The organism is Psychrobacter sp. NG25, assembly GCF_015234355.1.
Classification (GTDB): domain Bacteria; phylum Pseudomonadota; class Gammaproteobacteria; order Pseudomonadales; family Moraxellaceae; genus Psychrobacter.
Window position 1 is genome coordinate 174,416 of record NZ_JADGMV010000003.1, and the last position, 17,712, is coordinate 192,127.

Sequence of the window (17,712 nt, forward strand, 5' to 3'; positions counted from 1 at the left end):
TATCATAGACTGTTTGTTGCTATGATAGATGATAGTGCTTCATCTTATAGTCTCTGTACTAATCGTAATTTTTAGTTTATTTTGTGATGCATTTTATATAAAGTGTTCTGAGTCTCCCCCGTATGAGTTGAAAATTTCATATGCAATGGGCTAGACAATACGTGCTTTTTAACTTAACTTAAGCAAGTTTTTTATTGACGGATAGTGTTTATGCGTACGCCTTTATTTATGAGCGCGGCAGGGTTGCCGTTAGTTGTAGCGATGATGAGTATGCCAGTACATGCTGCAGAGTTTGTAGTCACTGACATCGGTTTCAATGGTCTACAACGCCTAACCCCCGATAGCCTCTATCCGGTTCTGCCTATTTCGGTAGGAGACACGGTGAGTGATAGTAGCTTAGCAGCCAGCATTAAGGCGCTATATGCGACTGAAAATTTCGCTGACATTCAAAGCCGTGTCGAAGGTGGCCAGCTACGATTTGATGTCGTTGAGCGTCCAACCATTGCTGAGGTGACTTTTGAAGGAAATAAGCTTATTCCAAAAGAAGGGCTTGAGCAGGGACTGAAGAATGCTGGCTTAACTGCAGGTGATGTGCTTAAACAAGCCACACTACAGGGCGTCGCTAACGAGCTACAGCAGCAATACATTAGCCAAGGTTACTACAATAGTAATATTGAAGTGGATCAAGCGGTACTTGACGGCAATCGTGTCAAGTTAGAGGTACGCTTCATCGAAGGTGATCCTGCTAAAGTTGTTGATATTAATGTTATTGGTAATAAACACTTCAGCGATGAAGAAATCAAAGACGTATTTGCAGTAAAAGAATCGTCTTGGAAAAATCTGATCTCTAAATCTGACCGCTATGCTCAAGAGAAGCTAGCCGCTAGTTTAGAAAACCTAAAAGCGCTCTATCAAAATGATGGTTATGTGCGTTTTGCCGTAGACAATGCTGTGCTTAATATCAGTGAAGATAAAAACAGTATCTTTATTGAAGTGAGTCTTAATGAAGGTGAACAATATCAGTTTGGCGACGTTAATTTCTTAGGCAAGCCGACGTTTGATAACGATGAGCTAAAAGAGCTGGTTACTTTTGCCCCTAACGAAAAATACTCGCAAGCCAAGTTAGATGCGACTACCGCAGCACTTAAGAGTCGTTATGGTAATGAAGGTTACTATTTAGCGCAGGTCAGACCTGTGCCACGTATCAATGATGATACCAAAATGGTTGAGATTGATTACTTCATTGATCCTGCACGTCCTATTTATGTTCGTCGCATTAACTTTACGGGCAACATTAAAACCCAAGATGAAGTGCTTCGCCGTGAAATGCGTCAGTTAGAAGGCACACTGTCTTCTAATGACAAGATTCAGCTGTCACGCACACGTTTGATGCGTACTGGTTTCTTTAAAAGTGTGACGGTCGATGTCAAGCCAGTACCTAATCAGCCAGACCAAGTTGATGTGAACTATGTGGTTGAAGAGCAGCCTTCTGGTAGCTCAACTATTGCCGCAGGTTATTCACAAAGCGGCGGTGTGACATTCCAGTTAGATTTGACGCAAAATAACTTTATGGGTACTGGTAACCGTGTAAAAGCCGCACTATCACGCTCAGAAACTGTTGACTCTTATAGCTTAGGATATACCGATCCGTACTTTACGGAAAATGGTGTTTCTCAGGGTCTGAGTGCTTATTATCGTAAGACCAAATATGATGATGATAATGTCAGTAACTATGTGACAGATTCCCTTGGTGCTACGCTTAATTATAGCTATCCAATTGACGAAACCAAGCGAGTCAGTGCGGGTTTGAACGTTGATAATACGACCGTACGTGGCGGTAAATATCTTGGTATTTCCAATGTTCAAGAGCTGTTAGAAGATGGTGGCACGGCAACATATTATGATGATACAGATTTAAGCGATGCCAGTTTTAAAAATGACTATACGACTTATAATTTACTATTTGGTTGGGATTACAGCACGCTAGATCGCCCTGTGTTTCCAACGAAAGGTATGAGCCACGCAATTGATGCAACGATTGGCGTTGGTGATTCTAGCTACCAGAAATTAACCTATAGCGGTAATGTTTATTATCCTATATATAAAGATGTTATCGCCCGCGGCTATACCAAACTTGGCTATGGTAATGATTTGCCATTCTATGAAAACTTCTATGCTGGTGGTTATGGTTCGGTCCGTGGTTATGAGTCTTCTACGCTTGGCCCTAGGTCAGAAAACTATTATTATGCTGAGAATGGCATAGAAAGTGAGGGTGAAGAGGTCGGTGGTAATGCCTTGGCAACTTTCGGTGCCGAGCTGATTTTACCAATGCCATTTAAAGGCGATTGGGCAGATCAAGTACGTCCAGTACTGTTTGCTGAAGGTGGACAAGTCTTTGATACTACTGGTAAAGAAGATGAAACTTTTGAGGATACAGGTGTGTCTTTAATCACTCAAGATAATAGCTTACGCTATAGTGCGGGTGCGGGTATCACTTGGTATACCCCTATTGGACCTATCTCACTCAGTTATGCGATGCCTATCGGTGATAAAGAAGGCGATGAGACTGAAAAAGTTCAGTTCCAGATTGGTAGTACGTTCTAACGCCATACCCGTTAGACAGTAATAGATTGCCAAGATGATTTTTCAGCTTGGCAATTGCCTTATTCATAACAATATTAATAGTCACTATGATAACGATAGAGCAAATTATCACTCGGGTTGAGCAGCGTCAGCTGGTTACCAACAAGACTGAAATTAACGCTGAACAATTACGTCAAGAGCTCGAAGGTGTGGGTAGTCTAACCACTGCTAATCATCAGCAGTTGAGTTTTTTGGCGGGTGCTCGATATGCTTCTAGTCTTGCTAGTAGTCAGGCAGGAGTAGTGCTAGTCACTGCAGAGTATAGTGATCAAGTACCGTCATCAGCGGTAGCGCTAGTGGTCGCAAGTCCGTATTTGGCTTATGCGAGTGCCAGTCAGCTATTCAGTCGAGAACTACGGTCTAACGAGATTCATCCTAGTGCAGTGATTGCTGATAGTGCGATTATTGGTAATAATGTCAGCATCGGTCCTTTTTGTGTGATCGGTGATCATGTGCACATTGGTGAGCGTAGTTCATTGGCTGCTCATGTGGTCGTCGAGGCAAATACTGCAATAGGCAATGATTGTATTATAAAATCACACGTGGTTATTGGACATGATTGCATCATTGGTAATCATGTCAGATTGCATGCAGGTGTAAGCGTGGGCTCAGAAGGGTTTGGTTTTGCACCAACCACTGACCCTAGCACCACAGGCTGGGAGCGTATCGCTCAGCTAGGGCGTGTAATGATCGGTAACTATGTACGAATTGGTAGCCAGACCTGTATTGATCGCGGTGCCATTGATGATACGGTTATCGGTGATCATGTGATTATTGATAATCTAGTGCAAGTTGCTCATAACGTGCATATCGGTGACGGTAGTGCGATTGCTGCCCAAACGGCTATCGCTGGTAGTACTCGAATAGGTAAGCGCTGCATCATTGGTGGTGCTGTTGGCATTACGGGTCATATTGAGATCACAGATGATGTGACTTTGTCTGGAATGACGATGGTAACTAAATCTATCAAAACTGCTGGTTCATACTCCTCTGGAACGGCTGCAATGCCGACGGCTAACTGGCGACGTGCTGCAGTACGTTTTCGTCAGCTTGGCCATGATTAGCGCCACTACAAACAAATCATAAAGATTCAACACATAGCAAGGAAGCGCCATTATGAGCAGCCAAGACGTAAATATTTTAAATGATGACAATATCAAAAGTTTAGATGAGCAAGGTCTTAAGTTACCATTAACTTATCATACGCTTAAGCATTATTTGCCACACCGTTATCCTTTTCTCTTGGTAGACAAAATTATTGATTGTATACCTGGAGAATGCATTACTGGCGTGAAGAACGTGACGATTAATGAAGAATTCTTTAATGGTCATTTTCCTGATGAGCCGATTATGCCAGGTGTATTAATGGTAGAGTGCATGGCTCAAGTTTCAGGTGTTCTTGGATTTATTAGTGCGGGGCTTACGGCAGAAGATGGTTATCTATATCTGTTTGCAGGCGTAGACAAGGTTCGCTTTAAGCGCCGTGTTATCCCTGGTGATCAGCTAACTATTCGTGCCAAAACAGTCATGCAAAAGCGTGGCATTTATAAGTTCGACTGTACCGTACATGTCGACGATGAGCTGGCAGCTAGCGCTCAAATAATGATTGCTCGTCAAGAGCAACAGCACTAATTGATAATGATAGTGTCCATAGTAAGCGATAGCATCTAAATAGCTATGTTGAGATGGACAATCAGAATGACCATTGAATATTTTATATAATAGCAGAGCCAGTTTTAGCTTTTTAAACAACGCTAAATTGGCTGTATTTTTACCATTTACTTGCATCAGATGATACAAAGGCCCACATTATGAGTCAGATCCATTCAACAGCACTCATCTCACCGTCCGCTCAGATTGATGAGACTGCCACCATTGGTCCATATTGTATCGTTGGTGATGAGGTATCCATTGGTGCACATACTGTTCTGCACCGACATGTAGTTGTCACTAAATTAACTCGTATCGGTCAGCACAATCAGATTTACCAGTTTGCCAGCATTGGTGAAGATCCACAAGATTTGAAGTACGCAGGTGAACGCACCTGGCTTGAGATTGGCGATCATAATACCATTCGTGAGGCATGTAGCTTACATCGTGGAACAGCACAAGATGGTGAGCTGACCAAAATTGGCAGCCATAATCTGCTGATGGTCAATACGCATGTGGCTCATGACTGTGTGATTGGCGATCATAATGTGCTGGCTAATAATGTCGGTGTGGCAGGGCATGTCACAATTGGCGATCATACTATCATCGGTGGTAACTCGGGTATCCATCAGTTCTGTACGGTTGACGACTATAGTTTAATTGGTGGTGCGAGTCTGATTTTGAAAGATGTGGCTGCCTTTACGATGGTATCTGGTAATCCGGCAAAAGCGCATGGTCTGAACATCGAGGGTATGCGCCGTAAAGGCTGGTCAAAAGAGACTATCAACTTTTTACGCGAAGCCTATCGTACAATTTTCAGATCGGGTTTGACGACCGTAAAAGCGCTAGAAGTTTTGAACAATGAGCTGTTGCCGAAAGAGCCAAAAATTCAACTACTCATTGACTCACTACAGAAAAGCCGTCGCGGCGTGGTACGTTAAAAGTAGGATAAAAATACGCTAAGAGTTAGTAATAGTGTAAATCTTCTAATCAGCCAAACGCTTGTTAACTTTAAATAAAACATAAAAAACTATAACTATTAGTTATGGTTTTTTATGTTTATGAGTACTTGACTTTTTTGGTCGCTTAGCAGAAACTGAGCGTTTACGGTATTGTAATCAATTCTTTCTTAATGTTACTGGGCGTTTCGCATTGATGCGCTTATTAAATAGCCTACTATTATAAATGGCTTTTATGATAATCAAGGAGGATTATCAGTGACATTAATTGAAGCACGAGGATGGAAAAATGGCTATCAATAAACAAGAACACGCACAGTGGAGCTCAAGTTTTGGCTTCGTGTTGGCAGCAGTAGGCTCAGCAGTTGGTTTGGGAAATATATGGAAATTTCCATATATGGTGGGTGAAAGTGGTGGTTCAGCTTTTGTTATTGCTTATTTATTCTGTATTGCACTAGTTGGCTTTCCAATCTTGGTTGCTGAATGGCTGATTGGTCGCCGCGGACAAAAAAACCCAGTCAATACTTTTTCAGACGTAGCAGCGTCTGAAGGTAAGTCACGTAGTTGGGGTATTATTGGTGCTACTGGTATTTTGGGTGGCTTCTTAATTCTATCGTTCTATAGTGTGATCGGTGGTTGGGCGCTTAACTATATTACTAAAGTTGCAACAGGTAGCTTTGCCGGTCAAGACAGTGACTCTGTTGCTGCAACCTTTGATGCTATGCTTGCATCAGCTGGTACATTGACGATCTGGCACACGGTATTTATGATTTTGACCGCTGTCATCGTTGGTATTGGTGTAACAAGTGGTATCGAAAAAACAGCTAAGATCTTAATGCCATTATTGGGTGTAATTCTGTTCGTTATTGTTGGTTATAACGTGATGAACGGTGGGTTTGGTGAAGCAGTTGCTTACCTGTTTACCCCAGATCTTAGCAAACTAACGGCTGATGTTATGCTTGCAGCATTAGGTCATGCATTCTTCACCCTATCAATTGGTATGGGTATCATGGTTGCTTATGGTTCGTATTTGGGCCGTGAAGTAAACTTGCTAAAAACAGCACGTACCGTTGTTATTTTGGATACGGTTATTGCGTTGGCTGCTGGTCTTGCCATCTTCCCAATCATCTTTAGCAATGGTCTAGATCCTGCATCAGGTCCTGGTCTTATTTTTGTGAGCTTACCAATTGCTTTCGGTAGCATGGGTGCGGGTACTATCATTGGTGCATTGTTCTTCTTGCTTATTACCTTTGCTGCTATCACCTCGTCTATCTCATTACTCGAGCCAACTGTTGAGTTGTTAGAAGAGCGTACGTCGATGAGTCGTACTGTATCGACTATCGTGGCAAGTACAGTAATCTGGTTGTTAGGTATTGCAGCATTGCTATCGTTCAACCTATGGTCTGACTTTACTATCATGGGTAATGGTATCTTTGATGCATTAGATAAACTCACAAGTAAGTTCCTATTACCTCTAACAGGTCTAGCTGCAATTGTATTTGTTGGTTGGAAAATGGATCAACGTAACATTCAGCAAGAGCTTGGTTTATCTAATGGTACATGGCAGCTGTGGCAAATCGTTACGAAATTCATCGCGCCAATCGCTGTTATTGTAGTATTTGTGACGTCATTGATGGGATAATAGTCAGAATTGACATTATTTGAATCATTAGGCGATAATCATTAAGTGATAAAAGCAGCGCAGAAAAAAGGGCTTAAGATTATTCTTAAGCCCTTTTTTATTTCAACAGATATCATTATACGGTCGTGAATATTAAACAGGATTAACGCAAGTTTAACTCAGGAACCGTTTGACCGCGTTTGGCATAAAACTCGTTCACAAACTCATCAAATTTATCTTGCTCGATAGCATCTCTGATACCTTGCATCAAACGTTGGTAATAGCGCAAATTATGAATAGTCGCTAACTGAGCACCTAGCATCTCTTTACACTTATTAAGATGGTACAGATAAGCGCGGCTAAAGTTTTGGCAAGTATAGCAGTCGCATTCAGGATCTAATGGGCCTTCATCGTTGCGATATTGGCTATTACGAATACGTACCACACCAGCATTGTCTGCATCGCCCGTCACAAAGTAATGTCCATTACGCGCGTTACGCGTTGGCATCACACAGTCGAACATATCGACACCGCGACGTACGCCTTCAACCAAATCCTCAGGCTTACCAACGCCCATCAGATAACGTGGCTTATCTGCTGGCATATCATCAGGAAGGTAGTCTAGGACATCCATCATCTCATCTTTTGGCTCACCAACAGACAGACCACCGATGGCATAACCATCAAAGCCAATATTTAGCAGACCTTCTAGTGATTGCTGACGCAAATCAGGATACATACTGCCTTGTACGATACCAAATAAGGCATTGGTACTGCCCAGTCTGTTATGCTCATTCACGCAGCGTTGTCCCCAACGTAGCGACAACTCTAAAGACTTTTTGGCTTCGTCATGAGTGGCAGGATAGGGCGTACACTCATCGAACTGCATGACGATGTCTGAGTTTAAGCTGTACTGAATTTGCATCGATTTTTCTGGAGACAAAAATACTTTAGCACCATCGATAGGAGATTTGAAGTCGACACCTTCTTCGGTGATTTTACGCATGGCACCCAGACTGAATACTTGGAAACCACCTGAATCAGTCAGGATAGGTTTGTCCCAATGCATGAACTTATGCAAGCCGCCAAACTTATCAATCACCTCGGTACCTGGACGTAACCACAGATGAAAGGTATTGCCCAAAATAATATCCGCACCGATGGCCTCGATATCACGTGGCAGCATACCCTTGACTGTACCATAAGTACCAACAGGCATAAAAGCAGGCGTTTGCACATCGCCATGATTGAGATGAACTGTACCACGGCGTGCACGCGTGTCACCGCTGGCCGTTTTGTGTAAGACAAATTGCATATGATTATCGCTATTTACGCTATGAAAATGGCGATAATTATAGCATTGTTAGCGGTTTTTTTGGACATATAGTCAGAGAATCACTGAACTGCTACGGCGTTACCCTTCCTAAATGTACTACTTGTACCATCTTCAGACGGCTGCCTTGTACCCGTTTTAGCGTTCTTTAACTATAGATATTGGGTGTCATCGATATACGCTCGATACACACTTTGGTCAATATCGCTTTGTCATAACCAAAAAACACAGACAGCACCCCAAAAGACACAGACAGCAAGTGTCGTCATTGATAAAGTACCAATCATACAGGTGGCGCACGCAAAGTCATCAGACCGTCATTAGACGACATTTTAAGAAATTAGGGAAATAATATGAAAAAGACAGGTTATTTATTATTAATGGGCGGATTATTATTGATATCAAAAGGGGCGATGGCCGCTGAGACAGAAGAGCCAGAGTACACGTTATTGTCGCAAACAGGCGACTTTGAGCTGCGTCGTTATGACGAGCAGCTCGTGGCGCAAACGTGGGTGAGTGGTGATCAAGATTCCGCTAGTCGAGAAGGGTTCAAAGTGTTAGCCGATTATATCTTTGGTAATAATACAGCACCAACGGGCGGCAATAGTAAAATTAGCATGACGGCGCCTGTGACCATGCAGTCTAATAATAAAAAAAGTGAGACCGACTCACAGAAAATCGCGATGACAGCACCAGTGAGCATGCAGCAGGAGAATGGAAAGTGGCGTGTGCAGTTCACTATGCCAAGTCAATACACCATGCAAACGTTACCAAAGCCTAATAATCCAAATGTTGAGATTATTGAAGTGCCTGCACAGACTTATGGTGTGATTAAGTTCTCTTGGCTCGCAGGAGAGGACAAAGTAGCGGAAAAAACTGAAGCGTTGCAAACATGGATGCAAGACCAGAATCTGACGCCTACAGGTGAGCCCGAATTGGCACGTTATAACCCACCTTGGACGTTACCATTTTTGCGCCGCAATGAGGTGATGATCGCCTACGAGTCAAAATAGTAGCCGCAGTTCAAAGATATCATTTTTAATGAGTATGTTGTTTATCTGTTTTAACAATTCATAGGGTTATAAAAACTAAGCTCATAAAAAAAGACAGCAATCGCTGTCTTTTTTGTATTCAAATTTTTGGATAGTTGGTCTAGTTTTTTTGCTCGCGGATGATATTAAGCATACGGCGTAATGGTTCAGCTGCGCCCCATAGCAGTTGGTCGCCGACGGTAAATGCACCTAGATACTCAGGACCCATATTCAGCTTACGCAAACGACCTAACGCAACAGTCAAAGTACCAGTGACAGCTACTGGCGTTAAACGGTTCATGGTTGCTTCTTTGTCATCTTCTACCAAGTCCAACCATTCGTTGCCGCTGCTTTTAAGTGCTGCTTCGATTTCTTCTAGTGGAATGTCTTTTTTGAGCTTGATAGTCAGCCCTTGTGCATGGCAGCGCATGGCACCAACGCGAACACACATACCGTCGATAGCAATCTTATCAGCTTCAGAATTACCAAGGATTTTGTTGGTTTCAACACCACCTTTCCATTCTTCTTTTGACTGTTTGTTCTCTAGTTGAACATCAATATATGGGATTAAGCTACCAGCCAAAGGCACACCGAAGTACTGAGTAGGAAAGTCTGCTGAACGCTGAGTCTGAGCGATTTTTTTATCAATTTCAAGAATCGCGCTTGCAGGATCAGCTAATTCGTCTTGGACGGCATCATGTAATACGCCCATACCACTGATGAGCTCGCGCATGTTATTAGCGCCAGAACCACTTGCGGCTTGGTAAGTCATGGCGCTGACCCATTCAACCCAGCCTTTATTAAACAACTCACCGATAGCCATCAGCATCAATGACACGGTACAGTTACCACCGATAAAGTCTTTTTTACCATTGGCTAAGGCACTATCGATGACAGCGCGATTGACCGGATCAAGAATGATGATGCTGTCATCTTTCATTCGCAATGTGCTCGCTGCATCAACCCAATAACCATTCCAACCGCTATCACGTAATGGTTGATGTACCTTTGACGTGTAATCACCACCTTGGCAAGTAATAACGACATCACAAGCAGCAAGTGCGTCAATATAATGAGCATCTTTTAATTGGCTAGTTTCAATACCTTCAAAGCTTGGCGCATCTCCGCCTGCATTGCTGGTTGAAAAGAACACAGGTGTGATGCCATTGAAGTCATTTTCTTCTTGCATACGTTGTATCAATACTGACCCAACCATACCGCGCCAGCCTACCAAGCCTACTGTTAAATTACTCATGAAATCCAATCCTATTTACAATTATTTGTTGCATCACCAACCGATAACAATGCCGTGAATAGCGCTAAAAAGCAAGGCGTTTTAGCGGTTTTCTATATACTATTAACTATGTTCGTTATAACTTTAAGTTATTAGCATAATAGTGACACTCACGATGCCTTAGACAACTCATCGTATATTAATAATATCTAGCAATCATGACTATAGAAAAGACATATACGATAATGGTTATTATGAGCTTGCAAATATTGTAATGTTTTATGATAGTTGTCGCATCATGATTGCTCATTAGTAGTCTATAATATTGTGAAATGCTAAGGTTAGAAGAGAACTTCAATTCAGACCAAGCCATGCCATATTTTGTTATTGAATAAGTCATGAGCAGGGCCACTTCTTCAGTCATCCTCCTAATAGACGGTTAATACACATTATGGATCTCTCACTACTATATTACAGCCTACAGGGGCTAGCAGGATTCATCGCCTTCGTAACGATTTGGGGTTGGATACCACTTGATAATTGGTGGGTGCGCGGTGTTGAGTTTCCACGCATTCAAATTATGGTGCTAGGTGCTATTGCTTGGATTGGGATGCTGCTATTTTGGTCAGAGTGGGCATTAGGTCAGTGGCTGCTGTTCTTAGTCTTAAGTATCACTTTAGCATTTCAGCTGAGAATGATACTACCTTATACTAGATTGTGGAAAAAAGAAGTCGAGAAAGCAAAAGACAAGCCAGAAGGGCAGGATAATCATCTAAAAATAATGGTTTCAAATGTTTTGACGCCTAACAATAATACGCAAAAACTGGTTGATTTGGTTAAGCAAAAAAAACCTGATATTTTAATTACGCTAGAAAGTGATAGAAAATGGGAAAAGGCATTACAGCAGATTGAATCTGACTATCCTTATACCGTAAAGGTTCCATTAGATAACTTATATGGTATGCATCTCTATTCTAAGCTTGAATTGATTGATCCTGAAGTCAAATATTTGATGATTGATGATATTCCTTCCATTCATGCGCAGCTGCGCCTGCAAAGTGGTCGCGTCATTTGGTTGTATTGCTTGCATCCTATGCCGCCCAGTCCAACCGAAGCAGACAAATCTACCACTCGAGATGCCGAGCTGCTCATGGTCGGAAAACACATAAAAGAGAACGACCAAACGGCGATATTGGCAGGTGACCTCAATGATGTGGCATGGTCAAAGACTACTCGACGTTTTCAGCGTATATCTGGGTTACTAGACCCGCGTATTGGCCGACATTTTATCAATACTTTCCACGTCAATTACCCATTTCTGCGTTGGGCATTAGATCATATTTTCCATAGTGCCTGCTTTACCGTTGTAAATATAAAGCGCATGCCCTCTATTGGCTCTGACCATTTTCCTGTTATGACAACGCTACAATATGAGCCAGAAAAGACCAGTCAACAAGCACAAAATGCGCCTACTAAGGACGCAGAAGATATTAAAGAGACGGATCATAAAATAGAAGAAGGTAAAAAAGAAGGTAAAAAGGTATCAAAAGAACACGCAGAAGAGTAAATGATTTTGGACTAATAGGCACTAACGTTATAAGTTATTGTACTGTCTAGCTTTGTCTAAAAACGTAAGCATATGCTTACGTCAAATAAGGTCTTTAGCCTCTAGTTGTATCAAACTGATTGCCTTACAATACGACCATCAACACAAGGATATGCAAGGATGCAGTGTTGAGACAGTATCAATAAAAGCTCAGGTCAGCCCGCTGTCTTATAGTTTACTGTTCATGACTTAGGATGAGTCAACACGGAAATAATAACAACATGAAGCGTTAAAGCCTCGAACCAATCGCCCTAGGTTCGGGGCTTTTCTTTGTGTACAAAATTCATTCGTTGAAGATTCATTTTTTGGGTTTTATAGAAAATTAGAATATCAGGAATCAGAAAACATTCTCAAACGATATAGTCGGTGAACTACTAAACCACTACGGCGTTACCATCCTTAGATGTACCGCTTGTACAATCTGCAGTCGGCTGCCTTATACCCATTTTAGAGTTCTTTGATATAGCTTCTAAAAATGAGAGCTTATCAATAAAAAGGGGTACATGCATTGGCATGTACCCTTTTTCGAAAAAACTATTTATGTTGTTAATCTATTCGGTAGCTTCTTATCCAAGTACTTGGATATAAGCGCTAGAACGTAACTCTTGTAGCCAGTCTTCTTGAGCTTGTGGTGCTAGGCGTTGGTACAGTGCTTGACGTGCCATATTGCGACGATATTGTTCACTAACGTCCTGATCACGTTTACCATCAACTTTCAAGATATGCCAACCGAACTGGGTCTTGAAAGGCGCAGAATAATCACCAACCGCTGTATTTTTCATGACAGCTTCAAACGGACCGACCATGTCCTCTTCACTAACCCAATCAAGATCACCACCGCGACCAGCTGAACCTGGATCATCTGAATAGGTCGATGCTAAACCAGCAAAGTCAGCACCACTGCGTAGCTGTTCGTATAAATCATTGATCTTTTGTTCAGCAAGCGCATCAGTCTGAAGCTCATCAACTTTCACCAAGATGTGACGAGTTTGCCATTGCGGTATCAGCATGGTATCACTGGCTTTTTTATTAGCAAGCTTAATGATATCGATACCTTCAGGGGTAACTAATGGTTCGCTAACCGCACCGACGTCAAGCTTGGTAATTTGGCTTGATAGTTCTGTAGGCAATGAGGCCGCTTTGTGAAAGCCCATATCGCCACCTTGTAGTGGGATAGGATAGCTACCTTGGCTAGCAGCCACAGCTTCCGTGACATTGACATCTGATACGAGCAGGCGAGTGCGTAATGCTTCCGCTACCTTTAATGCTTCTGCACGCTGCGCCTCTGATAAACGGCTATAGTCATCGATGTAAGGCACGCGTACATGAATGGTTTGATATTCACTTTGGTTCAAACGCTTGGCTTCAGGAGATGCCAAAAATGCATCGATATCCTGTTCGCTGATGCGGACACGATCACTGATTTGACGTTGCTGCAATGCTTGAATAGAGGCATCTTCGATCAACTGAGCACGCAGAGCAGCGTAGCTACCAGGTCTTGCTGCATCTAGACGTTGCTGCAATGCTGAGATACTACCCAGTCCTTCTGCTTGTGCAATTTGACCTAGGCGCTGATTGATAGCGGCATCGTCAGGTTTTAGGCCTGAGCGCTTGATCATAGACAGCTGTAGCTCGCGTAAGATAAGTGCATTTAACACTTCAGACTGTAGTTGAGCTGAGTTGGCAATTGGCTCGCCAGCAGCTTGAGCACGTGCTTGAGCTTGCGTAATAGCAGCAACCAATTCACTTTTTAAGATAGCATTTTCATTGACCAATGCAATGATGCCGTCTGTGCTATTGGCTGGGGTCAGGCGATTCACGTTGCTTTGTTCAGCATTGGTTGTCGCTTTAGCCGCTGCAGGCTTTACGGTGGCAGCTTGGGCACTGAGACTAAGCACAAGGCCTGCACTCATACCCATCGAAAACAGTACAGCACGGCTGGTTTGACGTACAGAAAAAAATCTCATGATGCTCCTCATCAATGTCATCGCATCGGATGGTAGTTGGTCAACCATATCCATTATATTTTAATAATCATATACTGAATAATCTTGTCCATAATAATGTGATAAATAGTATCACGTAAATAGATAGCTACGCGAGTAATGGGATAGGCTGACTTTATTTAGCCGCTCATTCTTAATTTGTTCAGCTAAGTAGCTTATCGGTCTGTCATAAAGTTTTGGCTTTATAACAGACCTTGTAAGAAACCTTAGTTTTTCCACGCAGTTTGCACAGTATCAAAGCCACGTACCTTCTCAGACAGTAAACGCGTCAAACTACCATTACCGCTACCAAGACCACTTAGTCTAAGCTCTGCCATGATTGCTTGTGTTGGTTCATTGGTAACATCCAAGTCATTATAATAACGACGGCCATAAACGGCAAAACCAAAGCAGCAGTCTTCATAATCGACCCCAACAAGCGCATCAAGCATTTTGCTGTTACGATAATCGTATTGGCCTTGTGTCAATATTCGCCATTTGCTATTGATAGGGAATATAGCTGATGCAGTAACGGCAGATAATGGTAGCTGATTGGTGTTCGTATCACTTTGACGCTTTACAAAGCCGACATTAAATAAGCTGTTGTCTGTTGGCTGGTAACGTAGCTCAGTTGTGATAAAGTTTAAGTCATAGCTATTGTCCAATGCACCGTTCACATCGACCCAAACGTTATTATATGGTTGGATACTCGCATCCCAAACCATGCCTGATGATGACGTGGTAAACACAGGTTCATCATCAGCAAGCGTGACGCGACCATCATCGATATAAAACTGCTCTGCAATACTACCATCGAAACGTGTCACACCCGTTGCATCGATGTAACGATAATTAATCCCTGGCGTAACAGCATGCAAGTCTTGCAAGCGGTCATGACCTAAAAACCAACTGTCCGAAAATAGCTGCTCATAGTTGGTTGAGGCAATACGGGTATTAAAGTTAGGAATGTCATTCTGGTCTTCGTATGGTGCATAAGTGTACTTCAATCGCGGATTGAGCAACTGATAGCCACCCATGGTATCGTCAAACGCACCAAATGGTGAACCGGCACGGTATAGATGTAGTCCGGCATCAATGCTCGCTTGCGGTACAAACGCTGATAGACTGCCATCTTCTGCACTTAGCGAGCTATCTTCTAAGCTGTCTTCGTCGTATGCCGTATAGAGATGTTGTAGGCTCAGCTTTGGTTTAATGTAGCCCCACGAAGATTCGATTGGGTAAGAGGCGCTAATTTTATTATAAAGACGTGTACCGCTTTTTTCAGTCTCAGAACCATCATCGATAGATTTTTTAAAGTATGCTGAATCACTAACACCCGTAATTTCAAAGTTATTGTTTGTCGGTATGCGGTAGTTCAGCATTAGTTGTGGCAGGCGAGAGTAAGGTTTGTCTTTATCCTCTAGTGCGTCACCATCGCTATCAAAAGCATCCAGTGTTTGAAAGGTCTCGATTTTTAGCTCACCAGTGACATAGTCGTTATAATAGTTGAGGCGGGCACGTCTCGGTAAATTTACCGTACTATCGGATAAACCAAGGGTGTCAAAGTCATCCAGATAGTCCGAATCCGAGACATAGCTGTATTTGAGATCCCCGCTCAAACGCGGAATACTCTTGGATTCCCAAGTATGATCATAAAACAGACTGCTACGATTTTCGTCATCGTACTCGTTATCATTAGGGAGGTATGAACCAGTTACCGTACCTTTCCCATAGTTTTCGGTCAAATAACGAAACTCACCTGATAGCATGGGATTGCGATCAGTGTAGATATGGGTGTTGAGCGTGGCATCGTAATTGGGTGCCAAATTTAAGTAATAAGGTACATCAACTTCAAGACCGGTTTCACTACTAATACCGACATTCGGTAATAAGAAGCCACTACTGCGGCGACTGTCTATTGGGAAGTTAAAATAGGGCAGATAGAATACTGGTATGTCAGCGATACGGAACGTTGTGTCGTAAGCTTCACCGCGGCCTGTTTCAGTATCTAAATCAATAGTTTTGGCATCAAACTGCCATTTTCGATTCATAGGCGGGCAGGTACTAAACATGACATCATCTAATTCGTAGTGACTGTCATTGGGTCTGTTTAAGCGCTTGGCATAGCCATGTGCTTGTAGATCGACACTAGCAAAAGCCACATTCTCAGCGGTTGATTGTCCCGTTTCCGTGTTGTAGTTCAAGCTGTCTGCAACGCCAATTAGGCCACCTTGTGACGCTCTTTCACTTAAACTGGCTTGAGTATTATTCATAGCCTGATTGGGTACATTATTCCGTGGTACTTTTTGCCCTGTCGCTTGGTCAGTAAACATGACGTTGCCTTGGGCTGCTGCCACACCTTTGCTCAAATCTAGCGAGACTTTTTCTGCTGCTATTTGCTGAGTGCCTTGATTAATAATGACATTACCCGAGAGCTCAGCATAGTCAACGCTGTCGTAATAACCATAGTCCGATTCTGTAAACAGAGGTGCTCGGTTATTTTCTAGGCTATTAGTTGCTCCAGCCTCATTGACAGCACGCTGATAATTAGGGTTGCTATGTGGATATACCCATTGGCCTTCACAGCGTTGTGAGCTATCTACAGTACGTATCGGTATCTGTAAGTTCTTACCGACTTTAGGAATGACTTGAGGACTGGTTGTGTCGACCATACTATCAGCGGTTGGAACCTCAGTATCAGGTGTTAGCTCATAGAACTCTGCCAAGCGCATTAAGCTGTCTTGAATGCTTTCATCATTTAAATCAAGCTTGTTGGTGTTTTTTGCAGCTTTAGGCGTGCTGGTATCATTACTTTGTGTAGCGGCAATGCTTTTCTGAGTATCGAGTGCTGGTACAAAAGCGGAATTGTTACTGTCTTGATTATCGCCGTCTTTATTGTCGCTGTCTTTAATGGCAGTGACTTCTAGAGAGCTGTCATCTAGGGTGTCTTGACTAATGGCGCTCCCAGTATTGAAAAAGCTGTCATTATTGACAGAGCTATCACTGAGGCCGCTATTGTTAAAAGAGCTGCTATCTAAAGTGCTAACATTTGCAGCCGTATCAATACTATTAATGCCGTTGGTTAAAGTTGAGTCATCAATAGTAGTTTTAGCAGCGACGGCTGCCTGTTGCGATTGTTTGTTTGCAGCAGTAGTCTTTGGACTCTGACTCGCTTGATAGTTGATATCACTATAATCAGGCGTTTGATTGATATTGCTATTAGCATTAGGCGCTGCTTTAGATATGTAACGTGTACTACTATCGGTGAGGATCGGCGCAGTTTTTTGTGTGTCAGCATCGCTGATTGCAGCATTAACGGCTAGGCTAGATAAGCCTAAGGCGCCAAATAAGATCACGCGAATGCTTTGGTAAAGCGGAGAATATAACAAGGGCACACCTATGATTGCAGAGCCTATTGGATTGCGATACTGAGCTTAGTAGCCGCATTATTGAACAAGGTATAGCAGTTAATAAACGACTAAAAAATCACTAATTGCTAATAGCGATCTCAAGAATTTGAGTGTTTTACATATAATGACGACTAATCATAGTCAAAAAAAACCAAATCAGCTACACTATTTACCAAAATTTATAATATAGCTAGGCTGCTTTTCGAATGATTGCCGAGATTATGCTTAGCGCTAAATATT

Annotated in this window: 11 protein-coding genes; 7 read left to right on the top strand and 4 right to left on the bottom strand. The window is 42.5% G+C overall.

Annotated features, from left to right (window positions below; genetic code table 11):
* Window positions 1-210: 210 nt before the first annotated feature.
* The 5 genes from bamA (at window position 211) to IPZ60_RS06130 (ending at window position 6,894) form a co-directional block, all read left to right on the top strand.
* Window positions 211-2,604, top strand: coding sequence for an outer membrane protein assembly factor BamA (gene bamA / locus IPZ60_RS06110; protein WP_194196966.1), 2,394 nt, complete (start codon window positions 211-213; stop codon window positions 2,602-2,604).
* 86 nt (window positions 2,605-2,690) lie between these two features.
* A complete protein-coding gene (gene lpxD / locus IPZ60_RS06115) occupies window positions 2,691-3,707 on the top strand; it encodes a UDP-3-O-(3-hydroxymyristoyl)glucosamine N-acyltransferase (protein WP_194196967.1) in 1,017 nt (338 codons plus the stop codon).
* A 52-nt stretch (window positions 3,708-3,759) separates the two neighbouring features.
* Complete coding sequence (gene fabZ, locus IPZ60_RS06120; RefSeq protein WP_194196968.1) at window positions 3,760-4,275, top strand: 3-hydroxyacyl-ACP dehydratase FabZ; 516 nt, start codon at window positions 3,760-3,762, stop codon at window positions 4,273-4,275.
* 179 nt (window positions 4,276-4,454) lie between these two features.
* Window positions 4,455-5,234 carry an acyl-ACP--UDP-N-acetylglucosamine O-acyltransferase gene (gene lpxA / locus IPZ60_RS06125; protein ID WP_194196969.1) on the top strand — a complete coding sequence of 260 codons (780 nt, stop codon included), beginning with the start codon at window positions 4,455-4,457 and terminating at the stop codon, window positions 5,232-5,234.
* Between the two features lie 307 nt (window positions 5,235-5,541).
* Complete coding sequence (locus IPZ60_RS06130; RefSeq protein WP_194196970.1) at window positions 5,542-6,894, top strand: sodium-dependent transporter; 1,353 nt, start codon at window positions 5,542-5,544, stop codon at window positions 6,892-6,894.
* Between the two features lie 142 nt (window positions 6,895-7,036).
* On the opposite strand, the gene tgt is transcribed toward IPZ60_RS06130, so the two are convergent.
* The gene (gene tgt, locus IPZ60_RS06135; protein ID WP_194196971.1) at window positions 7,037-8,188 is read right to left on the bottom strand and encodes a tRNA guanosine(34) transglycosylase Tgt; all 1,152 of its coding nucleotides are present in this window, start codon (window positions 8,186-8,188) and stop codon (window positions 7,037-7,039) included.
* A gap of 371 nt (window positions 8,189-8,559) precedes the next feature.
* Here tgt and IPZ60_RS06140 point away from each other — a divergent pair, with 371 nt between their 5' ends.
* The gene (locus IPZ60_RS06140; protein WP_194196972.1) at window positions 8,560-9,219 is read left to right on the top strand and encodes a heme-binding protein; all 660 of its coding nucleotides are present in this window, start codon (window positions 8,560-8,562) and stop codon (window positions 9,217-9,219) included.
* A 139-nt stretch (window positions 9,220-9,358) separates the two neighbouring features.
* Here the strand turns inward: IPZ60_RS06140 and asd are convergent, their stop codons facing one another.
* Entirely contained in the window at window positions 9,359-10,492 is a 1,134-nt protein-coding gene (asd, locus tag IPZ60_RS06145; protein WP_194196973.1) for an aspartate-semialdehyde dehydrogenase, read from the bottom strand.
* Window positions 10,493-10,922: 430 nt separating this feature from the next.
* Between asd and IPZ60_RS06150 the strand changes: the two genes are divergently transcribed.
* Window positions 10,923-12,038 (top strand): endonuclease/exonuclease/phosphatase family protein, encoded by a 1,116-nt coding sequence (locus tag IPZ60_RS06150; protein WP_194196974.1) that lies wholly within the window; start codon window positions 10,923-10,925, stop codon window positions 12,036-12,038.
* A gap of 605 nt (window positions 12,039-12,643) precedes the next feature.
* On the opposite strand, the gene IPZ60_RS06155 is transcribed toward IPZ60_RS06150, so the two are convergent.
* Window positions 12,644-14,044: a peptidylprolyl isomerase gene (locus IPZ60_RS06155; protein ID WP_194196975.1), complete on the bottom strand. Its 1,401-nt coding sequence runs from the start codon at window positions 14,042-14,044 to the stop codon at window positions 12,644-12,646.
* A 245-nt stretch (window positions 14,045-14,289) separates the two neighbouring features.
* Window positions 14,290-17,451: an LPS assembly protein LptD gene (gene lptD / locus IPZ60_RS06160; RefSeq protein WP_194196976.1), complete on the bottom strand. Its 3,162-nt coding sequence runs from the start codon at window positions 17,449-17,451 to the stop codon at window positions 14,290-14,292.
* Window positions 17,452-17,712 lie beyond the last annotated feature (261 nt).